This is a genomic window from Streptomyces sp. NPDC023838, assembly GCF_040639555.1.
Lineage (GTDB): Bacteria > Actinomycetota > Actinomycetes > Streptomycetales > Streptomycetaceae > Streptomyces.
Genome location: NZ_JBFAAD010000035.1, coordinates 25386 through 49213 on the forward strand (window position 1 = coordinate 25386; position 23828 = coordinate 49213).

Here is a 23828-nt window from a genome sequence, read left to right on the forward strand (position 1 = left end):
CCAAGAGCCAGCCGCTGCAGTGCGCTTGCCGGGTGCTGGGTGCTGGGTGCTGGGAGATGCAACACATAAATCGCCGCGAGCGGAGATCAAGGATGTGCTCCGAGGTGCTCCTGGCGATCACGGAGTACCAAGAGCTCCCCTACCGGATTCGCCATCGTGAGGCGCTGCGGCACCCTGGACGCACTCACCTGCTCTGGACCAGACACCTACTCCGGCAACGGCTACACGCTCTCCCCGACCCACAGCGCCAAGAGGGTCGGCAGCCTCACTCTCGACCTCACGCGGCCCCCCAGGGTCAGTGCGACCCGTGCCCCGTCAGGACTTCGTGCACCCGTGGTGTCGCCGCCCGCACCATCAACTTCCTCCCGCGCCAGCTGCACGAGCTCCAGGCTCGCAACCGTGCTGAGAAGGAAGATTCTGCTTGGCGACGGCTCTACGTCTCCCGCTCAGGAATCGAGGGGACCATGAGCGAGTTCGTCCACGGCCACCAGGCACGGCCCTGCCGCTACCACGGCCTGACCAAGACCCAGGTCCAGCACGTCCTAACCGCACTCGCCGTCAACATCGAACGCCTCAGCCTCGAAGGCCCGGACGGCAGAACCCGTCATCCACGGCCACCCACAGCGTTCCAGCACTACCTGGAATCCCACGGCCTACCCCGGCCGCTCTGGTGGCGACAGGGCAAGCAGTTCCCCCGACAAGATCCCCGACAGAGTCGCTCTCTACATCGCAGAAACGGTCCACGTGACCGATAGATTGATCTCTTCGTACGGATGGGGGGCGCCTGATGGCAGAGCGCGGAGGTCAGGCAGCTGCAGATGGTTTTCAGTATCAGTACCTTGTCACGCTGGAGGCCCTCCTCGACGCTACGGAAGGCCGGATCGCGGGGGTGGCTGCCGCACTGATCGAGCCCGCGAGCACCCAGGACGACGATGCTCACGACCCCGATGCCGTCGATTTTGAGCTTGTTGACGACGACGGCACCAGCGTGCACGCCGCACAGGTGAAGTCCGGCAGCCTCGGGACGCAGATGTCAGCTCCTGATGCATTCGGCATCCTCCTTCGATTGATCCGTGCACGTCCCAGGGCGCGGACCTATCGGCTGATCACGAATATCCGGCTCCATCCCAAGGCCGTACAACTGAACCGATCCCTCGGCACCGCCGACGTAAACGAGCTCCGCGTGCGTCTGCAACAGCTGATGGAGCGCAGCCGGTGGCGCGACGAGCCTGCGTCCATGAGCGACGACGAGCTGAACCGTCTGCGCCGCGCACGGATCTCGGTGGACTTTCGAGAGCGGTGTGAGCTGCGCGATCAGCTCCGGGAGCGGATGCGGCGGCTTCGCAATGAGCATCGCAGCGGTCTCGGCCACGAGTCTGCCGGCCGCCTCACGAACTATTTGGCGTTCGAGATCCACCGGCGCGCGTCCGGCGAATTCAACGGATTGTTCCCTCTGGCGAAGTTCCGCGAGGAACTCCTGGCGCCTGGCCTCCAGATTGCCTACGAGCTCGGCGAGTTCGACTGGGGCATCATGGTCGGCGGGATACCAGCCCCTCCCGACATCCCCCGGCCGGACCTGGTCGGACAAATCCGCACCGCGTTGACCGGCGGTGGGGAGCGGGTGGTCACTCAATGTGCGCTGCTCGGTCCCTCCGGCATCGGCAAGACCAGTGTCGCTGCAGCGTATGTTCACGACGTGGCGGACTCCTACGACCACATCTTCTGGATCAACGGGGAAAGCAGCGCGTCCCTGCAAGCCTCGTTTCAGAGAATTCATCACTGGCTGCGCCCCCGCGCCGACGGGGACGCTGATGCGGACCGTGGCGGGCTCCGAGACCGGGTGCGCACCCTGCTCAGTATCTCGGTCAGACCCTGGCTCATGGTGATCGACAATGTGGTGGACCGCCGGCTCATAGAGCCGTGGCTTCCCTCCAGCGGGCGTGGTCACATCCTCATCACCTCGACGAACCAGGTCAGTTGGGCAACGCACCGGGCCAAGGTCGCGGTGCAGATCATGGCGCCCGGCCAGGCGTCGGCACTGATCCGGCTTCGACTGGGGCAGGACCAGGACTGGGATGCCGTCAGCGAAAAAGCTGCCGCGGATCTGGCGCAGCGTTTGCAGTACTGGCCGTTGGCGATCGAGCTCGCCTGTGGCCATCTCGCCGGCTGCGAGTTGGGGCCCGGCGAAGCGGCCCGCTACCTCGATCAGATCCGAGATCTGGCGCTGGACGACACGGATGCCATTCCAGCCGGTTACCCCGAAACGCTGGTCGGAGCCATCCGGTTGGCTCTGGTCCGTCTGTTGGACAAGGGAGAGACGCATCCGGCGTCGGCCGGCGCGGCCCATGCGCTCTTCCCGGCAGCCTACTTCGCCTCCCGGCAGATACCGCTGTGGCTGCTCTACTTCTCCACGTTGATGTCGAGCGAAAATGCCACCCAAATCGGCCTTCGCCATCCCGTGGTCTTCGAACCGGATACCAAAGTGCCCTTCACTGTGCACGAAATGCACCGGGCGCTACGGACCGAGTCGCTGGCCCAGCGCGATGAACCCCTCTGTACGCTTCCGCAGCAGGAGTGGTCCACCGTCCACCCCGAGGGTGTGGACGACACCATCAGCGTCAACGAGATCGTGCAGCACGTCATCCGTACGCTTGCAGAAGACGGCAGCAACACCACGTCCGAGGTTCTCAGCCAAGCCGCTTACCACACCCAGGGGTGGCTGACGGCGTTCATCAACGCGGATGACGACGAGCATCTCCTCGCCGTTCTGCCGCACGTACAAAGCCTCGCCAGCCACGCGAGCCGGCTCGGCATCGCCACCGACAACGTGGCTGTCCTGTGGGGCAACCTGGCCGGCGCATACATCCTGCAGGGCATGCTGGACGACGCCCGCGAGGCACTTGAGAACGAACTGGCGTACCTCCTCAACCGCCCAGAACCGGCGCCCCTGCTGGAACTCAAGACCCGCAGCCAGCTCGCTGACGTCCTGCACAACACCGGAGCGGTGACGGAGATATGGCTGCAACACCTGCGCCGAGCCCGGGACCTCGCCGTCCAACTGGCCGACAGCCGACCCCAGGACATCTCCGCGGTGGTCGACAACTGCCTGACGATCCTCGCCAATCACACCGGTCGAACCGCCGCGGCACCCGCGGTGCAGGCGCTCGCAGACGACCTCCGGTCACTGCAAGAACTCCTGCCCCGCACCCACCGTATGCAGGCGCAAACCGAAATCGGCGACCTCACCCACGCGCTGAGCAACGAGAACATGCCGGACCAGGAAGTAGAACGGCGCTGCCAATCGCTGCTGAAGGACGACAGCCTCACACGCCTCCAACGGCTCCAAGTGACCGCGCTCCTCGCAGAATCGCTTGCGTTCCAGCACCGGTGGAACGACACCTGGCAACACCTGCAGGACGTTCGCCAGCACCTGGTCCAGTCGTCGCTGCACCCGCAGGTGATGACGCGGACACTGCATAACGTCGGCCTGCAGGTGGGACTGGCAGTCGCCACCGGCGTACCTGAATGCCGCACGGCGTTCATGACGGCGTACGGCAGAGTGCTCCCCTCACCTGAGCCGGAGTGCCGTCCACTCCTGTCCACCCTCCTCGACATGGCTTCACGCATCCCCGACGGACACCTCAGTCTGGAAGCGGGGGTGACCTGCGTCCCCTACAAGATGCAAGTACTCCACCTCCTCGATGCCCTCGTCGAACGAGACACCGATCGGATCCGCCAGGTCCGAGAGGGCCTGGCTCATCTCGACTCGGCGGACCTTGACCAGGGCAGCGAAGTCGGATGGCGGACTCTCTCCCATGCCGTCGTCGCCGCAGCCGTCAGCAGGACCCTGCACGGTACGTGAACTGCCGCCCTAATGCCGGTCGTCGATCCCGAACTACCTGCGACATAACCTCCTTCGGCGCGACGCTGTCCCAGCGGGTGTCGGCGCACAACACCGGGGCGCTCGTCAGCAGCGGTCCCGGGGCGTGAGACCGGGGACGGGGCTGATGCAGCTTTGTGTGCCAGGTCAGGTGCGGTCACGCGGCCTGAGTGGCCGGTGTGGTCATGACGGTTTCGAATTCGACGGCGCGCTCGGGCGATGGCGGCCGGAATCTGGCCAAACATCTGGATCGGTGTGCCGGTCACCTGCTCTCTGGTCGCCTACGACCACTGATCGCCGCGTCAACCCTCCCGCCATTCATCCAGCCGACATCCCTCCGTGGGGGCTGTTGACCACGATCGACACAGACCCTTCGACGAGGTAGGGATGCTCGGGGAAGTAGTCGATGTGGAGGTGACCACCGTCCTCCGCCGTGGTCATGCCCTGGAGGTTGGCTGCGAGGATCGCCCTGGCGCTGGAATTGCCGCTGATCACCAGGAGCTGCCGCGAGAGGTCGAGCTCGATGCGAACCCCGGGGACGGAGGCTCTCCTCACGTCGATCCCTGCTAAGACTTCGACGTCCGGCAGTGCCGTGGAGCCGATGAACCCCGTGCCCTAGGCAACCACGCCAGCCACGCTGGACAGTTCCTCCGCTGAAGCGGTGATATTCACTTCGCCGAACACGGGATCGGAAACCAGTCGCACGGGCGACACTCCTTCAGGTCGGAGCGCCGCCATGCCGCTGAAGATGTTCGGCCCTACTCCCACCCCCGCACGTCGACCGGACGCAACCACCCGCGCCTGTACACCGAGCTGCTCGATGCGCTCGGCCAGCACCCGCACCATGAACCTCGTCGCCCGCACCACCGGATCCGTTTCCTCACCGCCTTCGGGCAACTGCAGGCAAGCGAGGATCAGCCCGCGGCGCGACAGACTCCGCAACTCGTCCCGGAAGGCTGGATCGGCCGTGATCAAAAGAGCCTTGAGCTGGTTCCCGGCCTGCCGTTTGGCACTCACCGCGGAATTCTTCGCCATCAGGTACAAGCGGGCGGAGCCGCCGTAGCGACGACTACACGGACGCCGAGAACCACGAGGCGCTGCGCCGCTATCAGGGCTGAGGCACCGAGGCGGAGGCCGACGCCCAAAGCGCATGCCGCTGTACGCGATCTTCGAGAAGGCGGAGCATGAGCTCCCAAGTCGAGGAACGCGATCTGGGCGGCGCACAGGGGCAGCCCCGCGTCCCGCCGCAGTGCCCGTACACGAACCCACCGTGCAGCCGAGGAACGAGGGATCATCCAGTGAGCAGACCGCAGATTTCGCGCCGGAACCTCCTGGGCCGCACGCTGGCAGCGGCGACAGCGCTCCAGGAGGCCGTTCTGCGCCGGACATCGCGAGGCCCGCAGAGATATCCTCGCCGACCTGATCATCAGTGTGCGCAGGCGGATCGGGCCAGAGCCGACCAACGAGCACTCACCTTGAGCAACGAGATAAGCCCCTGCACCGGAGCTAAGAAGGCCAACTGCTCAGGATCAGGGTCGTCACCTGGTTTACACCAAGGCGGTGTTCAGCACTGCGAGTACTACGCCCGCGTCGTGATCTCCTGCGTCCGCAGCCCGTTGGAGTACTGAACGAAGGTAAGGCCGGTCAGCATCGCTGGTAAGGACCGTGACGAGAGCGATAGCAGCTGTGGCGTCTCCTGCGTCGGCGGCCAGTCGCCACTGCGCCGCTGCCTCATCGGGCCGACCGGCTTCCCGCAGCACATCGCCAAGGTGCAGAAGAGCATTGCGATGCCCTTGTGTTGCAGCCTGTCTGAATAACAGCTCTGCCTCGCCGAGACGTTGCTGGCTTTGAAGAGCAAGGCCCCAGTTCAGCAGGGCGGCGCTGATCCCGGCCTCGGCCGCTGCGCGGTAGAGGGGCTCAGCAAGGTCCAGGCGGTCAGTATCCCGGTAGAGGTTCGCCAGGTTGTACTGGGCGCGTGTGTCCCCCGTGCCGATCGCGCGCTCGTACCAGGCCACCGCCTCCTCCAGCCGGCGGGTCGCCTTGAGGAGGTTGGCCAGGCAGAAGACCCCTTCTCTGTCTCCCGCCTCCGCACGATGACGGAACAGAGGTTCCGCCTCCCGCCAGCGGCCTTCCTCCGCTAAGAGAATGCCCCAGTTGAGCAGGCCGTCCGGGTCACCTGCCGCGTTCGCGCGCTCATACGCGGCCATGGCCTCCTCCGCCCTGCCCGCATCTCCGAGGAGTACACCAAGGTTGAATTCGGCGTCGGCGGCGCCCGCCAGTGCAGCGCTGCGCAGGCAGGTCTCGGCGTGGGCAAGCTCGCCCCGTTCCCGCAGGAGCAGTCCGAGGTTGTTCCACGCCACGGCGCTTCCTCGTGCTCCAGCTCCCTGTAGCGCCTGAATCGCTTCTTCGTGGCGGTCGGTCTTCCAGAGCAGGTTTCCCAGATTCAGCAGGACGCTGGCGTCCTCCATGTCTGCCTGCGTCCTGTATACGCGCTCGGCTTCCTCATGCCGGCCCATGTCGGCCAGGATGACGCCGAGGTTGTTCGCGGCACGGCGGATGCCTGCGTTGGCCATCGCCTGCCAGAGGAGCACAGCGATCGACGGAGCGCTGCAGTTGGCGTTGAGCGCCACCGCGAACATGTCGTCGAGGTCGTCAGCTCCATCCATGGCCTGGAACCAGACGAGCGTGTGAACCGGAACGTCTGCCCGCTGGGCCTCAGTTATCAGCTGAGGGTGCACCTGCCATGTGTCTGCCCCCGCTGGGAGCAACATGCTGCTGACTCCGCACCGCACTCTCCCGGCCCAGGCCAACGCATCTCCCTGCGATTCCGGGCGGAGCAGGGCGCCACCGCTGTCAGCGAGGTGCAGCAGATGGGTGTCGAGCAAGAGGCCGGTAGACAGAGGTCCCTTAAGGCCAGCTCTGGCCAGATCGATGGCAGCCCACGTCAAAGCCGCACCGCGTGGACTGCCACCCGCGCGGTCGGCCAGCCGGAGTTCGCGCCAGAGCCGAGGAGCTGCGGCAAGGCTCTCGGCGACCCCGATCGCAGGGCCGGTCTGTTCTGCCCGCACCACACGAGGGTCCTGAGAGGAGCGCGCCCTGTCGCGCTCCGCCGTACTCCAGCGCCGTTCAAGTACGAGCGGCTCCATCTGTTTCAGCACAGCGGAGCCACTCCACTGCTCATAAGCTGTCGCATCAAGGGTCGCGAGAAGCACGGCCTTTGAACGGAGTAGTGGGCCGATCTCGCGCGCGCCAAGACACTCGTCTTCGAGGTAGCGGTGCAAATCATCCAGCAGCAGCACGCAAGGCTGGGCCGCCACAGCGATGTCCACGACCAGCTGGGACACTTCGTTGGCGTGCGGCTGCACAAAGCGGTGACCGGGCAACTCGGCTCGCATGGCTTCATACAGCGCGCGGGTCTTGCCCGCAGCAGAATCACCCACCAGGAGAACCGCTCCACCTGACTCCCCCGCCAGACGCACGCGTGCTCGCAGCGCACTGTCTATGTCTCGCGCCACGTAGGCGGTCAGCGTGCCGCCTACACCGAAAGCCACTCCGGCCTCCATCGGCGTGATGTCTGACACGCAGGGCAAACCATGAACATCCAGCAGCGGGTGCGGGGTGCGGAACAGGCCCTCGATGGAGGGATGTTCGAGGGATCTGGCTTCCAGCCAGCGAAGCCCATGCACGCCCAGCGAGAACGGATAGTCGCCGCAGAGCTTGTTGAACCAGTCCCACTCAAGCGGCGTGAAGTCGTATGGGATGACAAGAGTCCAACCTGCCGGGTCATCCTGCGCCGCCCGATCCAACGAGTCGCGTATTTGACGGCGTTGGCCAGGATTCAAGCGCCGGGTGAAGCTCTTGATCTGAAAGACGTGCTGTCGGCCATCCGGCAGCATTAGCGCTGCGTCCACCCCACGGTCCCCGCCCGCCCCGTCCACATGACGGAGACCGGGATGCACCATCCCAAGAAGCGTCGCCACCCCGTCCTCGAACACCTGCGGGTCCCAGGCGAGTTCCTCCCACCGCGACCATCTCCCCATGTCGGCAGTGTGCTGCACACACGGGCCACCGCGCTGGCAAATGCCCCCCAGCCCTGCCACGTTCCTGACCGGGTTCGCCGAGTTGCGGCCCCTCATGGCGGACGCGGTGCCCCACCTGTTCGACTTTCCGCTTGACGCTCTCCAGGTACAGGAGGTCCGAGGGGGGTTCGCGGTACGAGGCCGATGAGTCCGCGAGACCCCGACGATGTTCTGGTGCGCCAACGGCGTGCGCACGAGGTCGGAGCGTCAAATCCGGGGCGCCATCCGCTTCGGCATGAGGGCGGTCGAGCAACCAGCAAGGCTACGAGGCAATACCCCACTGAGCGACGCCGGGCGTGCCAAACAGGTCGTCGAAGCGACGGGCTCCCCGGGCCGAGATCAGAAGGTATGCGGCGCCCGATCCCGCAATGCTGTGCGGCCCTTCCTGTCCTGCTATGAGGACGTCGTGCGGCGCCCACGCATCGAGGTCGTCGAACACGTAGTAGACCGGGAGGTGTGTCCAGGCAACGAGGTGCAAATGCGCCAGCACCGCGGCGCGTTCAACAGCGTGCCGCCCCGTTTGCCTGCTAGTCATGCTGCCCTTGCAGTCGATCAATACAAGGTCCTTGGCCTTCGCCGCAATGAGATCCGGGAACCAGCGAATGGAACTCTCGGTCTGCTGGAGGGCGCCTTGAAGCGCCCGGCTTAGCTGCCCCTGGCCCCAGAAGTCGACCTTCCACCCTCGCTCGATTAGCTGTTCGGCGACGTACCGTTCATGAGCGTCACCTATTGCTTTCCGCTGCTGAAAGCTCGTCATGGATGCAGTGTGGCCCGCAGAACGAGGCAGGTAACCTGGCGTGGATTGAACCTGGCCAGTCCCCGTGTGTCTCAGTAGGTCTCACTGTGTTCGCGTCAGTCCGTGGACGTCCGGCTACGTCCGGGGATGTTCATCGCAACTTGGCCGAAATTCGACGGCGCAACTGCGCTGGCTGCAGGGTTGTGGCTGTGGGTGTCCGAGAAAGTGGAAGACTTCCCGGGCCGCGTTGCGTTTGAGGCACCGGATGAATTCGCGCCGGTTCTTGTCCTCCTTGATCCGGTGCTCGTAGTACTGCCAGCGGAGGATTCCCCCCGATGGGCTGTGCGTTTCACCCGCGGCGCCGGGCACAGCACCACGGTCATTGTGGGTCGGGTCCGGCGCGGGCGCGCTGGTGGTGTGCCCGCATGTGGACCTGTCCGAAGTGCCCAGAAGCGAGGGACCGACACCGCTGGGTCACGCTCACGGCCTCGGTGTGGCACTGGTTGGAGGCTGGATTCGCTAGCCACACGCCCCAGGATCTCGGTCGAGACGGGACGCGGCGCACCATCCGGAGACCCATGTGCAGTCTGTGCGAGGCGGCCCAGGAGCCTGGCCGTGTCCTCATGGACTCCGACGCCGGGTTCGGCAGCCGAGCTGCGAGCGTCAGGAGGCGTTGCGTGACGTGATCAGCCGGTTGGTCAGCTCCACGGTGCTCAGGTACCACCAGAAGATCCAGTCGAGGAACGCCTCGTCGTACTCGCCCCGCTGGTCGGCTCGGCGGGGGCGCAAGTCAAATCGGTTGGCGATCTCGAAGAGGGCACCTTCGTCCTTACCGAGCTGGTCCTTGATCAGGGTGCGGCGCTCCTCAAGAATGCGGCCAAGGTTGAAAATGGCCGACCGCTTGCTCTCGGGTGAAGCGTCGCGGCTCCGGTAGAGCGCGATGGCGTGGCGGACGCCGGCAGTGATGTCGGGTGGGCTGTCGTTGAGAGCGTGGTGCATCAGCTGGCTGCGGGGTCGTCAGTGACAGCGACCAGGCGGCCGAGGTCCTCGCCTTCCGCGGCCAGCTCGTACTCGGTGCCGGCAGCGCGAAGCAATTCGTTGACCTTCGCGCGGTACAGGATGCGGGCCGGCCCGTTGTGGAACTCCGAGTGGTGCCAGCCATAGTTGCAGAAGTCATGGTAACGCCGCATCCGCGGACGGCTGACAAGGTCGTGGAAGACCTCGATGAGGCCGTAGAAGGTGTCCTCGTCCCAGGTCTCCGGGGCCAGGGGCCACAGGCCGGGAATCCCCAGACGTCGTTCGATCAGCACAGAAGCGTCGGGCAGCACGTCCGGGGCATCGACGCACTCCTCGCCGAAGTGCTCGACCAGGTAGCCGTTGTCCGCGAAGTCGCCGACCACCCTGGCGAAGTCACGGCGGGCGTCTTGCACGGTGCTTCCGTCGAGGGGCGAGCCCCGGCCCTGCCTCTGCGGCCAGTACGGCCTGGGCACAGCCGCGGGTCGGATCTCAGAAGCCCGGCTGATGAGTTCGGAGAACCATTCGTGCTTCGTCACCACCACGGACCGGCCTCGCCCGGAGGCCGTGCTGGCCCAGGGATCGACGTCGTGGTGGTTCGCCCTCTCCCTGAAGTCCGCAACGGCCGCCGCCCCGGACAGGGCCTCGGTCATGAGCCACTCGGCGCGGTCTTCCCAGGAGGATCCTGCCGACTTGAGGATGCGCTCGCCCTCGGACACGAACAGGAACGCGGGCCACGTCAGCTCGTAGTTGCTCAGCTCCAGACTCACGGCGTCATCATCACCCATTCGCACGCCAGCTGCGCCGGGATCCGAACGAGCTGACCACACAATGCGGCCCCGAAGCATGCGGCTGAAAGCATCGGGGAGCAGGTGACCAGTCAAGCCGTCGGGACTGAGTGTGTGGCCGTGGTCCCGGGATCAGGCCATCGGTTGCTGGCAGCGAGCGGCCTCACTTGCGGCGGCGCGTGCTCAGGGTGCACCGCCAACGGCGCCCGGCCGGTGGCTGTCGCACCGCCATCCGCACGCGTAGAACCGTGCAGGCGCCCCGCACTTCGTCACCCCTGCCCCGCACTCCCCCCGGTACAGCGACGCTGGTCCAGCGGTGGCCGTGTCGGTCACCATGGACCGAGGTGCACGCGCCACAGGAATGTCCGCCAGCGGGACAACACTTGCCTCGTCCACTGCCGGCATGCGCACCCGGCAGGTCGGATCGCCCTCGCCCATCACGCTCTTCGCCTGCCAGGGGTGCGTTACAGCAGGCGGAGGTTCCCCCCTGCTCGCATCGCGGTAGGCGGCGTAGTCGGCCGCCGGGGTCCAGAACTCGTAGGCCGTCCGCTTCACCTTCACCGCCGCCCGCACGTACAGCCCGGACGCCGCGTCCCGGATGAACGGGTCAAAGGGCACCTCCGTCGGCCGCGTCGTCGGATGCCACTTCCCGCACTTCCCGGTCCCCTTCCGCGGGCACGGCCCCGGGAACCGCTCATCACAGCGCACCAGATCGATCCGGCGGACACCACCGCGAAACGGGAGCGGGCTGTCACGCCGCATAATCAGCTCGAAGGGCAGCTTGTCCGTGCGCAGCCACGGCACCACCAGTGCCTCCGCCAGTGCCCGGCTGTCCGTCTGCCACGCATCCACCAGCCCCACCCGTCGGGCAGCCGCGTCCCGCGCTGCGATCTCCCGGGGGTTGACCGGTGACAGCTGCGACTCGAAGCCCAGCAGGACACCGTTCGCCCCCCGTATCAGAACGTCGCTGCGAACCTTCCGGTCCTTGCTCGCCCGCTCCGCCGTCGCCTGGTGGCCGCCTTCCTCCGCCGCGCGGACCGCCCGCTCCTTGTACGCCTTGTGCTCATCCGACTCCCCACCACCACGGTGCCGGTCCTGTGCGTCGCTGCGGGTATGTGAGGCGACCACCCGGCCCATCCGCCGGTACAGGTACATCGGCTCCGTGTAGCCCAGCCTTTCGCAGATCTCCGCACACGTGAGCCCGCGCACGGCTACGGGCAATCGGCGGTCCGCCAACAAGCGTTCCAGGAGCACGGCCCCGCCCGTCACTCCAAGATCCGGCTCGGTGAGGTCCAGCTCGCGATCGAAGCCCACGAGTTTCACGTATCTGTTCGGCACTTCGGCCTCCCCGCGCTGTAGGACCACACCGAGCCGCTTGACATTCGGGGCATTCCCCCAAGCGTGATCCAGTAGTCCACGGGCCTGGGTCGGAGGCCGCCGTTGAAGATTGCGCTGTCGGCGCCTGAAAACGGCACGGCTGCCAAGGCTCGCTGCCACCAGCCTCCGCCCACGCAGGCTCGGCATCATCCACGCTCAGGACGAACCGGTACGCCCGGCGTTCACAGGCAAGGCGCTGACGGGGATCACCGCCGACGTCCTCCGCACAGGACAGGATGCATGGCCGTACCCACTGACGGCCGCCCTCGCCTCTCCGGAGCGAGGACCCGACCATGCGCGAGCTGAGCGTCTTCTATCACGTGAAACCGGGGCCGAGTTGCTCCGCGCGCTGCACAATCAGGTTTGAAGGATGTGCTGTTCAGATCCATCGCAGGCCGAAGAGGCCCGCGACACGGCTTCGACATGGAAGGTGCGAATGTCGAATGGCCCACGATGACGCCTACCACTGGCCTCCCGAGCTGTTGGAGCTGCTGATCGAGCTGGTGCCACGGCTGAGCCGAAGCAAGGACGGAGTCCTCGAATTCTTGCGCGGAGCGGGCGTCAGTGAGGAACTGCTCGCCGTACACCGGCAACAGCTCGCTGCGGACAGGACAACAATCAGCAAGTACAAGATTGTTCGTGCCGTGCTCAGCCAGATCAACGAGCAGGGCGACGCCGGCCTGCAAGTCCGACGAGAGCTACTCAAGCGGGCAATCGAGTTCGAAGACTTCTCCACGCTGTGGCCGGACGATCGACTACCGGCTCAGGGACTACAGGCGAACGTACGAAGTCTGGTGAACGTCAAGGACTCGTTCACCCGGATGAACCAGGCACGTGACGACGAACGGGCAGCACGGCTTGCGGCACGCACCGCCGAGACGGAGCGCTTGGCTCGGCGGCATGCGGAATTCGCAGCGCTTCGAGGCCGACTCGCTGACCTCTTCAACGAACTGGACCCAAGGAAGCGGGGCACCGCCCTCGAAGGCGTACTGAACGATGTCTTCAAGACCGAAGGGATCCTAATCAGGGAATCCTTTATCCTGCGCAACGAGGATGGCCAGGTGGCCGAGCAGATCGACGGCGCGCTGGAAATGGACGGATCCCAGTATCTCGTGGAGATCAAGTGGCGGGGTAAGCCTGTCGAGATCAACGCGATGAGCCGCCATCTCGTTCGGGTCTACGGACGTTCGGAAGTCCGCGCGCTGTTCATATCGGCCTCCGGGTTCACCGGGCCGGCGATCAAGGAAAGCGAGCGGGCCCTGAACCAGCGAGTGATCATTCTCGGTGAACTACGAGAACTCGTCCTCCTGCTCGAACAGGAAGGTGATGCCGCCCACTAGCTGCGTGAGAAGGTCCGCATCGCTCAGCTCGACCGGCGCCCCCTCGCTGTACTGGGCACCGACTTCTGAATGCCCCTCGCCCAAACCAAGACTTCACGTGCGGGTGCGTCCGGTCGCCGCACCAGCCACCGCCGGTGCGAGGCGCGGACCTCAGCCGTTGGAGCGCCTGGGCGTCCGGGGCTGGCCTACCGATGACCGGACCGGGAGCAGGCCCGATGCGGCAGACGACACGCCTGAACACCGGAAGGGGCACGAGCCCCCTGTCAGGAAGTCGAGCAGGCGGTCATAGGTAACGCCCGACCATAGGAAGCGGCGCAAAGCGACCTCGCCAGATCCGGGCCAAGCCGCGGAGCGCGCTCGCTCCCCGGCCCCGGCCGACGCACGAGAGACCCCCGCGAAAACAAGCCGGCGGGGGTCCACATCAGTCACAGCGATCACACGAATGTCACGAACAGCAGCGTGAAGTCGCCAGCAATACAGATCAGACGCGGGCCGCTCCAAAGGATCTCAAACACAGCCGTTTCCCCTAGTCGACCGCGGACCAAGGGCTCGAACTCGTCACGGCAGTCCGTCAGCCACGACAGGAAAGCAGGATCTGGTTCACGACGCCGACATCGCGACACCGCGCTTGTACTCAACGATGACCGGCGAGCAGTTCTCGTCCAGCCCGAGCGAGTCGATCCAGCCCCCATGGGCCGGCCCCGCGCCGTAGTCGCTTACCAGGAACCGGACTCCCAACATCACGTCCATATACGACTCGACCGCCGTAGATCAGTCTCGGCGACCGGCGCCGCCGCAGCGCACATTTCCAGGTCTGCTGAAACGTACGCGGCATGCTTGTCCAATCCACTAGCCAGCGTTGATATAGCCACGGGTCGGTGCAAGCAGGCATGCTCATGTGTCCCGTTCCGCAGTAGCATGACGGGCCTCTGCGCACGGCTTAAGCGCTTCACCACGCACGCCCCGATGGGGCAAACGCCATGACGTCGCCGATCCCGAACTCCACTTCCCATCACCACGCCGCCTACATGTCAGGGCAGTGCCAGAATGAGCGGCTCATTCACCCTTTGAAACAGCTTTCGGCGGCCTCCAAGAGGTCAAGTCGCGAGTGCTGAGCCCATACGCCGCGCATAGATCGTCGAGCTCGCGTTGGTATTGCTCACCCTGATCGGCATCCGAACCGGACGCTGTCGATGTCGCCCATTGGCGAACCCATGGGATCAGTTCCCGCATGCTGGCAAGCAGGGGAGCAACCTCGTGGAGACTCGGGCGACCCTGCTGCTGAAGCGTGCCGACCAGATCGAGAAGCACAAGAACACGGTCCGAATCGCTCCAGCCGGACCAGCCGAGCAGTAGGCTGCCCTGCTCGCCAACGGCACTGGGATAGGAGATGAAGCGTTCGCGGGGGATATCCAGGCTACCGCGGAGCAGCCAGTAGTGGGCATGGCGGAAGTCAGAGGCCCTGAACTTTGGTGGGACGGGGATGCCCAGTGACTCCCCCGTCCTGTCCTCGCTGCGTTGGAGTTGCCACACCTGCTCCCACTCGGCACGTTTGCGCAGCCCTGATTCCTTGTACCTCAGAGCCGATGCATAGGGCACGTGCTCCTCGGCCAGGATCGCCGCCAGTACCTCACGAAGTCTTGCATCCCGTTTCCCAAGATGGTCAGTCGCATAAAGCGTAGCCACGGAACGTACTGCAGCATCGGCGTCGAGACGCTGCGCCAGTTCGTCGATCGTCCGTGGACGCGGGTGCTTGGCCCCGTTCTTTCGCTCGAACCACAGTTGCTCGTCCTCACAACGGTCGAGCAGCCAGCCGCGGAGGGCTTGTTCCTCCTGCTTCTCCCATGACTCCGGCACCCATCGTCGCTTGTACTCCGGGCGCTCGACGGCGGCGATCTGCCGGTGAGCCTCGATGGCGTCGATTCTGGCCTGGACGACTTCCCTGTAGCCAGTGGGCCAGTACTGAGGGATCTCGGTGATGGGTGTTACACCATGCCGCACAAACCACGAGTCCGAAGCCTCGTCGGCGACGATTCTGCGTGCCAGCACGATTTCGAAGGCCCGCTCCCCCAGCCGCAGCGGAGGCGGTGCAACATCAGTGGGGAGGGTCAGGCGCCGCTGCTCATCGGCGGACAGCACCCCGTAGGAGCCGTAGACCTCCCAGTCCAGTTCCTCCTGAAGGGCGATCATCTGGCGCTGGGCCGTCTCACGGGCCGATCTGGCCTCGTCCAAGGCGCTTCGGGTAGGCGGTTGTTCCTCTGCGCAGACGGTGCTCGGCGCGTGGACATCCAGCACCTGGGCCAAGGCATACAGTCCTCGCGCGCGATCGGATGGAGCGCCGGTAGGCAACGGCAGTCGAGGAAGGGACGCCGTGGCGAAGCGGTAGGCCCGGGCCCATTGCTCACCGGGTGGGGCGACACCCGGTCCGTCGCCCCCGATAGCGGACCCGGTCTGCTTGAGCCAGAAGCAGACTGTCGACGAATTGAGCACTCCCAGCAGCGCGATGTACTCGTCCTGCGCCGCGGGAGGCGCCAGTCGGAGTACGGGCGCGGTCCTGCTAAACACCCGTCCGCCGTGCTCCAAGGCGAAGTGATTGTGCGTAGCCACAGAGGCGGATGTGATCGTCGGCCCCTGGCGGGCATCGTGAGACCGGTATCTCCATGCCCACCAGGGTCCGGCACCGGCCCTCGATGACTCACGTGCCCAAGGAGCTGCCCGAAGGACCTGGCGCATCGTCCAGAGGTGCCGCCCCCACGCAGTGCTGACATCCAGGGGCAGGGGCGTGCCGTCTTCCTCATAGGGGGCCAGAACGTCCGTCGACACTTCAGCGCGCCAGTCCCGTACCGTCTCGGCAGTGACCATGCCTTGGGCCAACCCGGCCGAGTCCAGGTGTCGAAAGAACCAAGGTCGCCCAAGGGAGAAGACGTCCGGCCGTCCCAGGTCCGCGACAATGCGAACCCGGCCGGCGAGGACATCGGCCAGTCGTCGGGGGGCGCCTGAGAGGAGGTCCATGAGGTCTGCGCTCCCGCCACCACTCATCGCCCACGGGAAGCGGAAGAAACGCTGCAAGGGTGCGTCCTCGACAGTCACCCATTCCGAGCTGCTGCCGGGTCGGTGCATCTGGTCGAGGATCGACGTCCACACGATCCCCTCGGCTGGATCCGCAGGCAACATCGGCTCACCATGCACGCCTAGGACCGACCGCACACGGGTGTCGCCCAGGGGCGGGGCGTTCCGGCCGACCAGGATCAGGGTCGGGGTCCCATGGCCAGGCACGTAGACGCCGGAGGTGTCGATGACATGCGTCAGCGCCACATTCGGCAAGAACTCGTCGATCAGCTTCTCCCCGAACGCGCTCCTCGTGAACGAACTGGTCGTGTACTGACCGACATAGCCGCCGGGAGTGTCACTGGTCTCCCTCAGAGCCAACTGGAACATACGCTGCGTGAAGAGCACCGAGAGCGGGAACATGCCGGAGGCCACGTCATAGGCGTCTCGGTATGACGCATTTCTCGCCTTGTCGCGCACCGAGGTGAAGGGGGGCTCTGAAATAACGGCGTGGTAGGAATTTCGATGCAAGAGGTCACATGTCACCGAGAATTCGTCGACGTCCTCAATCGTGCCGGTACTGTCCCCCTTGTGCTCCTCGAAGAGCAGCAGCGCCGCCCCCCTCGACGCGCCAGGCCCGTCCAGCAGGGCGTCACCCACCGCCACGTTGATCACATGCCCCGGCAGCTCGCTCAGCGCCCTGCCGCCGCTTGCCCGCAGGGCAGCCATGAGCAGTCTGAACCGTGTGACACTCACGGCGAACGGGTTGATGTCACAGCCATGGACGGAGTCCATGGTCCGGCGGATCAGCTCGTGATCCGGAACTCCGGGCGCCCCCGCTCGCCAGGCATTCAGAAGCCGCTCGAAGAGCCCCAGCAGAAACGCTCCCGATCCACAGGCCGGGTCGATCCCGCGGAACCCCTGGGGCCCGAACTCCGTGATGGCTGGATCCACCGTGAGGTCCAGGATGAATTCCACGATGAAGGCGGGTGTCTGAACTAGTGCGAAAACCTGTCGCGAGGTCTCGCTAATTTCCTGGTACAGGTCCCCGAGGAAACGGGTATCGAGTTCCGGATCAGTGAAGTCAAATCGAAGGGATCCATCGGCACCGCGGCCTCTCCAGAAAACAATCAAGCCGGCAGCGCCCTGCGGCGACGGCCGCAGCTCCCACAAGGCATTGCGCGCCTTGTCGAAAATGCGGGCCATCGCTGCGTGGGACTTCGACAGGTGCGTGAACGCCTCTGCCAGCCAATCCTGGTCGTTGGCCCAAGGATGGTCCGCAAGATAGACGCTCTGCCGTTCCTCCGCCTCCGACAATCGCTGGCCCGGCCCTGCGATGAAGGGCCGGTCGATGAGTGCGTTGTCTTCGCAGAAGCGCACGAACACCGTGCCCAGTACCCACGCCACCGCAGCCTGGGTGACGTGTTCGTCGCGCCAGGCACCATACGTAGCGGCGGTGCTGCCGGATGCCCGCGCATGTTCGTACATGGCCCGCAGGCCGGCGCGGTACCGGTCGATGTTTTCGCTGCGCTCGCGGAGGTCCGCCTCCAGCGCCCGCACCTGCTTCCGCATGCCAGCGACAAGCGCGGCCCTGTCCACTGAGGACGTCCCCGTATTAGCTCCGCCACTCGGAGGCACAGCGACCTCTCCTCCGTACATCGTTGACGTCCACGACCCACTGTCTCGTCGAATACATCCTGCCAGCTCTCCGGGCAAGGCCGCGGTTCCGTAGCCGGTCACCGCCAGATGCACACGGCCGGTTACCGCCTGACGCTCTATCATTCCTGTGCGTACCGGCCCTGACAGAGCCGGGGACCGCGATTCCGGGGTCGCGCTGAGATCGAACCAACGAGGGGACACATGCTGACACGGCTCGAAGTCAGTGGCTTCAAGAACCTTCTGGATCTCAGGGTCGAGCTCGGCCCCTTCACCTGCATCGCGGGAGAGAACGGTACGGGAAAGTCGAACGTCTTTGACGCGGTCCAGTTCTTGAGCCTGCTCGCCGACCTCTCCATGATCGAGGCGGCCCAGACTGTCCGCGGCACCCACGGCACACTGCACGGCGACGCACGAGATCTGTTCTGGAACGGTTACGCGGACGGCGAGCACCTGATGACATTCGCTGCGGAGATGATCGTCCCGGGGGAGGTAGAAGACGACTTCGGCCGACTGGCCGAACCGACGTCCACATTCCTCCGCTACGAGCTCCATCTCGGCTACCAGCCGCCGCAGCGCGGTGAGCGGGGCGGCAGGCTGACCCTGCGGTACGAGGATCTCAGCCGGATCAGCCCCAGTGAGGCTCCGTCACATCTGCGCTTCCCACACCGCGCCACGGACTTTCGCAAGGCGGTGGTCCGCACTCGCCGCTCGAACGCTCCCTACATCTCCACGTCTCTCGAGACAGGCGACGCCGTCATCAGCATTCACGCCGACGGCAGCCGCAGAGGCCAGCCCCGCCCTGCACCAGCGAGCCGGGCACCCCAGACCATGCTCTCCACGGTCAACCGGAACGACGACCCGACCATCCTGGCTGCCAGGCGGGAAATGCAGTCTTGGCGTCGGCTGGCCCTCGAACCCTCCGCGCTGCGCACCTCCGACCGCTATTCAGATCCCAGCGAGATGCAGCCCGATGGCCTACACCTACCGCGGAGCCTGGACCGGGTCGCCCGGGAGAAGTCTCCGGACGACCCCGCACGGGTCTACTCGCGGGTCGCAGGGCGCCTGTCGGATCTGTCGGGACTGCACGTCAGGACGCTGCACGTCGATGCTGACGACACACGTGAACTCCTGACGATCAAACTCCACGAGATCGACGGCATGGTGTTGCCAGCCCGCAGCCTGTCAGAAGGGACCCTGCGCTTCCTCGCCTTGTGCGTCCTACTGGAAGACCCTCAGACGCATGGCCTGCTCTGCATGGAAGAGCCAGAGAACGGCATCCACCCCGGCAATCTCTCCGCGATGGTCGACCTGGTGCGCGATCTGGCGGTGGACCCGTCACTACCAGTGGACGAGGACAACCCCTTCCGGCAAGTTCTGATCAACACGCACTCGCCAGGCGTTGTACGGCTCGTCGGCGCGGCGGACCTGCTGATCGCCGATACCACCACCGTTCCGGGGGTGAGTGGCAAGGTCGCGCGCGGCTTGCGGCTGCGCCCCCTGGCCGATACCTGGCGCGCCGCCGGCGCCGAAAAGGGCTACGGCACCAAAGCCGACATCCTGGCGTACCTCACGTCTTCGCCGGAGGACCGACTGACCCTTGAGGAGAGCGGCTCATGACCGTGCGTGCCCTCTATCTTTGTGAGGGATCCAGTGACACGGGCCTGCGGTTTCACATCGAGACAATCGCAGCGGATATGGGCAGGGAGATCTTGGTCACGGTTCCCGAGCTGGACCGCCTGCCGAACAAGCCCGGTCATTCGGTCGAGGACAAGCTACGAGCCGCACAGCAGCTCAGCGACAGTGGGCACGTGTACGACCTCGTGGTCATCCATCGCGACTCCGACCGCGAGCCCCCGGACCGTCGCCGCACAGAAATCGCGGAAGCGGTGGCCGCAGTGAGCCCCGGCGTGGCGCATGTACCCGTGATCCCTGTGCGGATGCTGGAGGCGTGGCTGCTGCTCGACCAGTCAGCGATCCGTGAAGTCGCAGGCAACCCGAACGGCAAGGTGGCGCTCAACCTTCCGAAACCGGCACGAGCAGAGTCAGTGGCAGATCCCAAGGCCATGCTCAAACAAGCGATCGCCACGGCCAGCGAGGAAAGAGGTCGCGGTCTGCAGAAGCTCCAGGCTCGCTTCTCCGCAAACCGGGCACGGCTCCTTCAGATGTTGGATCGTGAAGGACCCATTAAACAGCTCGCATCCTGGCAATCGTTCGCGGACGATCTGCGTGACGCGCTGGGCAACAGTCACTGACCGCCTGGCGTCGAGGATCCGGGAGCCGACCACGCCCGGAACCCAAAACCGAACGACAGAGCGGGCACCCCGCACTGTGGGTGCGCTGGCACGGACCCTCTGTCCCTCTGGGGGTCGCGCGCATAACGATCCCCTCCACCCGAACCCGGCACCCGCCCGTTACCAGCTTCATGCCGCCGACAGCCCCGTGTACATCACCTACACCGGCCCCGTCCCGGAGGCGGCGCTCCAGGACGCGGCGCGACGAGATGAGCAGCGGCGCCGCGCGGAGGCCGCCGCCTCGGCGAGACCGGTGTCTCGCCCGATCCGCTGCCCACGAAGTCGTCGGTATCACGGCGGTTGCCGACGCCCGGTCCCCGGCTTCCGGCCCTCAAGCGGAGATCGAGCCCGCCGATACCGACGGTGCCTCCTCGAAGGGGACGGGCCGTGCATCACCGGCGCAGGGAAGCATGAACCGCGTTCATGGAATGCGCCTGCGGAACAACGGCAGAGCCGGTGGGGTGCCAGCGCTCCCTCACTGCTCAGGGGAACAAGGCGAGCTGTTCGTCCTCCGGGGCTTGCGCGAGGCCGGGGTCCTCTGCGTATTCCGGATCCAGGTCTGCGGGCTCGGTGTCCGTGCCATCCTCAATCACGCCCAGCGCCGCCGCTACGCGCTGCCCATTGACGTTACCCGCCACCTCGGCAGTCGCCAGCTCCTCCAGGGAAGATTCTTCAGCCTCGTCCTCTCCCTCGGCAACCGTCGGCAATACGTAGTGCTGGGCGAGGCTTGCCAGGTGCAGGGGCAGGGGGAGCGAGAGTGCGTCCAGGTAGTCGGGGGCTTGGCGAAGCTGATGCACCGCTAGTGCGAGTGCTTCAGGTGAGTCGCCGGCATCCGTGTGGCAGCCCAGGACTGCGATCTCCACTAGCCCGGGGTTCCAGGCCGGGATGTGTGTATCGATGGTGGGCTTCCCCTTGTTGGGGCCCTGGCGCAGCGGCCGGGGCGCGATCTTGTCGGCTTCGACAGCGGAGTCCCGGAAGGTGCTCGCTTTGGGTGTGGTGCTGTAGAAGACCCGGCCTGAGGAGTACGTTGCGTCTTCGTCCTCCACCCACAGCCCCTGGGGCAGGCCGTTGACCTCGCCGGGAGAGGCGTTGCCCCACCATTGGGGGGTCTCCCGCCCTGCTGCCGTACGTACGCGAACCAACCGGAGATCGGGGTCGAGTCCCACCGGCTGCGCGTGCCCGGTCTTGATCAGGTCGCGTTCGGTGCGGCCGTCCTGGAGCCAGGGCCAGTGCAGACGGCTGTTCTGCGAATGGGTCAGCAGGGCGGTGGGCCGACCGCGGAGAGAGCGGACCATTTTCTGGAGGTACCGGGCAGTCGCCCTGCGCTGTTCGTCCATGTTGTGCTGCCAGACGCGGTACTTCGAGCGCTGCTGCGGTACGAAGGCGGCGGCTTCACTGTCTCCAGCCGTCGCGGTCTCGGTCTCTGTGGGTTCGTTCACCTCCGGGATTTCGGCCGTCTTGACCAAGCCGAGCAGGAAGTGGGCGTAGGGAATCCAGCGTCCCGTCCGCTCGTCCCAGCCCGTGACGGCAGCCAGACCGCTGCCCGGTGCCAGCGGGGTGACCATGACGGCCACCGGGGTGTGGCGGGGCAGTCGGGTGGGGCCGTCCTTGCGCCGCTTGACCATGTACGTGGCGACATAGCGCAGGCCCTCGGGGATCGCTTCGCCGAGCGTGTGCTCGGGCAGGACACGGACGCCGTACTGCCGTAGGGCGTCCTCCCATCCGGAATGGACCCGGTGGGAGAGGTTTTTCTCGCTGTTGTAGCCCTTGGCCTTCTTGGGGACGAGCACGAATTGCGTAAGGACGCCTGCGTCCGCGCAGCCCAGCCGGAGCGCGTATTTGGGGTCGTCCAGACGGTGGGCGAAGTCTTGACGACGGTCGATCTCCACGAGCGCGAAGCTGGGGTGGCGCGGGTCAGCTCCATCGTCGGCCAGAAATGCTGCGGCAGCCTTCCGACGGGTGTTGATACCGGCCTCCAGGGCTTTGCCCTTCGGCCGCGCTTTGGGGTCGATGCCCAGAGTGTCGGTGATTCCCTCCGTAGTGCGCAGGCAACGCAGCCGGAGGGTGAGTTCCGGAGCCTTCCATTCAAGAGTGACCGGGCTTCCGGGCGCGGCCCACTCCCATGCTTCCTCGGCGGTGGCAGGCTCTGGACGGCTTGCGTCGCCGTCCAATCCGAGGACGTCGGCGAGGGCCTCAATGGCTGTATCCCGGAACGAAGGGGTCTGCCACAGCAGTCGCGCTTCGACCAGGCACGCGACTCCCGTCCCCTCAATCGCCTCGGCGGGGTCCTGTCCCTGGTTGATTCGGGCTGCCACAGCGAGTGCGGTCCGGCGGGCGCGGGCTTCGCGTTGCGCCTCCGCTTCCTTCTCCGCCGCCTTGGGCTTGGGCCGGGCGTTGGCGGGGGCGCTGCTGCCGGCGCTTGCCCGGCTGAGGGAGGGAACCCGGCGTAGCTGCTCCGGCAACGCCTGTTCGGCCCATTCGACGATCTGTGAACGCTGGTGTGACATGAGGCCGGCACCGATGCCGTGAGCGCCCATGTGTGTGCTGTGGACGACGGCGGCGCGGGTGCCGTCCCCGTCGCCGATCCACTCCGCGGGTGCGGCAAGCAGGGTGGCGGGGTCGGGAAAGGGCCGGTTGAGCGCCAGCCTGCCGAGGATCTGTGCGGGGCCGTTGTTCTTCCAGGCATAGCCCTCCGCGCCGCGGTCCCAGGTCAGCCTGGCCACGGCGTACCGCTCGCTGGTGGGTGCTCCGGGGAGCCAGGGGATGCCAGGCAGCAGATAGACGGAGGTGTCGCGGCCATACGGCAGCCGCAGTCGCTGCTTCCTCGCGTCGAGGCGAGTTGCCCAGCGGCGCACTCCCGTGTGCAGGTGGAGACGGGGTCGAGGGTCGAAGGGGGCGGTGTGCAGCGAAATGTTGATCACGATGGAGAACCACCACTCGCGCCCCTTGACCACGTGCGAGAGAGGTTGCGAGAGGAGTTCGGCTCCCTGCTGGCGCGGGCCGCGCGGAACAGCCCGGAAGTGCAGGCTGCCGGCGCTGTGTTCGTAGGGTCCCAGGGCGAGGATGCGCCGAGCCAGGGCATCGGTAGCGAGTTGGTATTGCCGGTCGCGTGGAGCCGCGGTGCCGCCGTCGGTCGAGGGGCAGCCGAGGAGGTCGACGGTGACGTCCTGCCACTGCGGTGGGCAGGAGCGCAGCGCCGTGTGGGTGGCCTGGACTGCCCGGTGATGCGCGGGTTCGGGGCGGAGGTCTTGAAGCCAGGCGGCGCTCAGCCGGTTCAGGGTGTCGCCGGGCAGCGGGTGGGGGGCGTCGGAGGGGGTGTAGAGCCAGAAGTCCTCGGCCATCTGCTGCGGGTCGCGGGGACGGCCGCGGACGACCAGGTCGGGGGCGAGGCTCTGCAGAACTCCGTTGAATCTGGCGACGGGCGCGGCGCGGTAGGGCTCGGCCTCGGGGGGACGGCCTAGGTTGCAGAGGTCCAGAACGCTTTCGTGCCACTGCTCCGCAAAGGGCAGTGCCCGGTAACGGGCGGTCCAGGACCCGGCGTTGGGCTTCAGGAGGTAGGCGGCCCGGCTGGTGTCGCGGTACTTGGCGGCCATGGTCTTTGCTGTCTCCTTGCTGT

Annotated in this window: 12 protein-coding genes and 2 pseudogenes; 5 read left to right on the plus strand and 9 right to left on the minus strand. The window is 66.1% G+C overall.

The window, feature by feature from the left end; genetic code table 11:
- Nucleotides 1-92 precede the first annotated feature (92 nt).
- Nucleotides 93-755, plus strand: a complete 663-nt coding sequence (locus AB0G17_RS30805) for a transposase (RefSeq protein WP_361389851.1) — start codon at nt 93-95, stop codon at nt 753-755.
- A 32-nt stretch (nt 756-787) separates the two neighbouring features.
- The gene (locus AB0G17_RS30810) at nt 788-3862 is read left to right on the plus strand and encodes an NB-ARC domain-containing protein (protein ID WP_361389853.1); all 3075 of its coding nucleotides are present in this window, start codon (nt 788-790) and stop codon (nt 3860-3862) included.
- A 336-nt stretch (nt 3863-4198) separates the two neighbouring features.
- Here AB0G17_RS30810 and AB0G17_RS30815 read toward each other — a convergent pair whose 3' ends face one another.
- The 6 genes and pseudogenes from AB0G17_RS30815 to AB0G17_RS30840 all read right to left on the minus strand — a co-directional run bounded on the left by AB0G17_RS30815 (nt 4199) and on the right by AB0G17_RS30840 (nt 11862).
- A complete protein-coding gene (locus AB0G17_RS30815) occupies nt 4199-4435 on the minus strand; it encodes a hypothetical protein (RefSeq protein WP_361389855.1) in 237 nt (78 codons plus the stop codon).
- Between the two features lie 60 nt (nt 4436-4495).
- Nucleotides 4496-4915 (minus strand): hypothetical protein, encoded by a 420-nt coding sequence (locus AB0G17_RS30820; protein WP_361389857.1) that lies wholly within the window; start codon nt 4913-4915, stop codon nt 4496-4498.
- Nucleotides 4916-5427: 512 nt separating this feature from the next.
- A complete protein-coding gene (locus AB0G17_RS30825; RefSeq protein ID WP_361389859.1) occupies nt 5428-7791 on the minus strand; it encodes a tetratricopeptide repeat protein in 2364 nt (787 codons plus the stop codon).
- 430 nt (nt 7792-8221) lie between these two features.
- Nucleotides 8222-8716, minus strand: a complete 495-nt coding sequence (locus tag AB0G17_RS30830; RefSeq protein ID WP_361389861.1) for a hypothetical protein — start codon at nt 8714-8716, stop codon at nt 8222-8224.
- Nucleotides 8717-9358: 642 nt separating this feature from the next.
- Nucleotides 9359-10479: pseudogene (locus AB0G17_RS30835) on the minus strand (hypothetical protein).
- 201 nt (nt 10480-10680) lie between these two features.
- Entirely contained in the window at nt 10681-11862 is a 1182-nt protein-coding gene (locus AB0G17_RS30840; RefSeq protein ID WP_361389863.1) for a hypothetical protein, read from the minus strand.
- Nucleotides 11863-12317: 455 nt separating this feature from the next.
- Between AB0G17_RS30840 and AB0G17_RS30845 the strand changes: the two genes are divergently transcribed.
- Nucleotides 12318-13214 carry a restriction endonuclease gene (locus tag AB0G17_RS30845; RefSeq protein ID WP_361389865.1) on the plus strand — a complete coding sequence of 299 codons (897 nt, stop codon included), beginning with the start codon at nt 12318-12320 and terminating at the stop codon, nt 13212-13214.
- A 458-nt stretch (nt 13215-13672) separates the two neighbouring features.
- Here AB0G17_RS30845 and AB0G17_RS30850 read toward each other — a convergent pair.
- Both AB0G17_RS30850 and pglX read right to left on the minus strand, forming a co-directional pair.
- Nucleotides 13673-13964 (minus strand): annotated as a pseudogene (locus AB0G17_RS30850) (transporter); the annotation flags it as partial.
- A 306-nt stretch (nt 13965-14270) separates the two neighbouring features.
- The gene (gene pglX / locus AB0G17_RS30855; protein WP_361389867.1) at nt 14271-17834 is read right to left on the minus strand and encodes a BREX-2 system adenine-specific DNA-methyltransferase PglX; all 3564 of its coding nucleotides are present in this window, start codon (nt 17832-17834) and stop codon (nt 14271-14273) included.
- A 288-nt stretch (nt 17835-18122) separates the two neighbouring features.
- Between pglX and AB0G17_RS30860 the strand changes: the two genes are divergently transcribed.
- Nucleotides 18123-19538, plus strand: coding sequence for an AAA family ATPase (locus tag AB0G17_RS30860; RefSeq protein WP_361389869.1), 1416 nt, complete (start codon nt 18123-18125; stop codon nt 19536-19538).
- Nucleotides 19535-20173, plus strand: a complete 639-nt coding sequence (locus AB0G17_RS30865) for a hypothetical protein (RefSeq protein WP_361389871.1) — start codon at nt 19535-19537, stop codon at nt 20171-20173. Before AB0G17_RS30860 ends, AB0G17_RS30865 begins: the two co-directional genes overlap by 4 nt.
- A 521-nt stretch (nt 20174-20694) precedes the next feature.
- Here the strand turns inward: AB0G17_RS30865 and AB0G17_RS30870 are convergent.
- Nucleotides 20695-23805, minus strand: coding sequence for a DUF3962 domain-containing protein (locus AB0G17_RS30870; RefSeq protein ID WP_361389873.1), 3111 nt, complete (start codon nt 23803-23805; stop codon nt 20695-20697).
- Nucleotides 23806-23828: the final 23 nt, after the last annotated feature.

Excerpts from the sequence above, each read along its gene's own strand:
- AB0G17_RS30805 (WP_361389851.1), top strand. The coding sequence starts at position 93 with ATGTGCTCCGAGGTGCTCCTGGCGATCACGGAGTACCAAGAGCTCCCC.
- AB0G17_RS30865 (WP_361389871.1), top strand. The coding sequence starts at position 19,535 with ATGACCGTGCGTGCCCTCTATCTTTGTGAGGGATCCAGTGACACGGGC.
- AB0G17_RS30830 (WP_361389861.1), bottom strand. The coding sequence starts at position 8,716 with ATGACGAGCTTTCAGCAGCGGAAAGCAATAGGTGACGCTCATGAACGG.
- AB0G17_RS30820 (WP_361389857.1), bottom strand. The coding sequence starts at position 4,915 with ATGGCGAAGAATTCCGCGGTGAGTGCCAAACGGCAGGCCGGGAACCAG.
- AB0G17_RS30845 (WP_361389865.1), top strand. The coding sequence starts at position 12,318 with ATGGCCCACGATGACGCCTACCACTGGCCTCCCGAGCTGTTGGAGCTG.
- pglX (WP_361389867.1), bottom strand. The coding sequence starts at position 17,834 with ATGCGGAAGCAGGTGCGGGCGCTGGAGGCGGACCTCCGCGAGCGCAGC.
- AB0G17_RS30860 (WP_361389869.1), top strand. The coding sequence starts at position 18,123 with ATGCTGACACGGCTCGAAGTCAGTGGCTTCAAGAACCTTCTGGATCTC.
- AB0G17_RS30870 (WP_361389873.1), bottom strand. The coding sequence starts at position 23,805 with ATGGCCGCCAAGTACCGCGACACCAGCCGGGCCGCCTACCTCCTGAAG.
- AB0G17_RS30810 (WP_361389853.1), top strand. The coding sequence starts at position 788 with ATGGCAGAGCGCGGAGGTCAGGCAGCTGCAGATGGTTTTCAGTATCAG.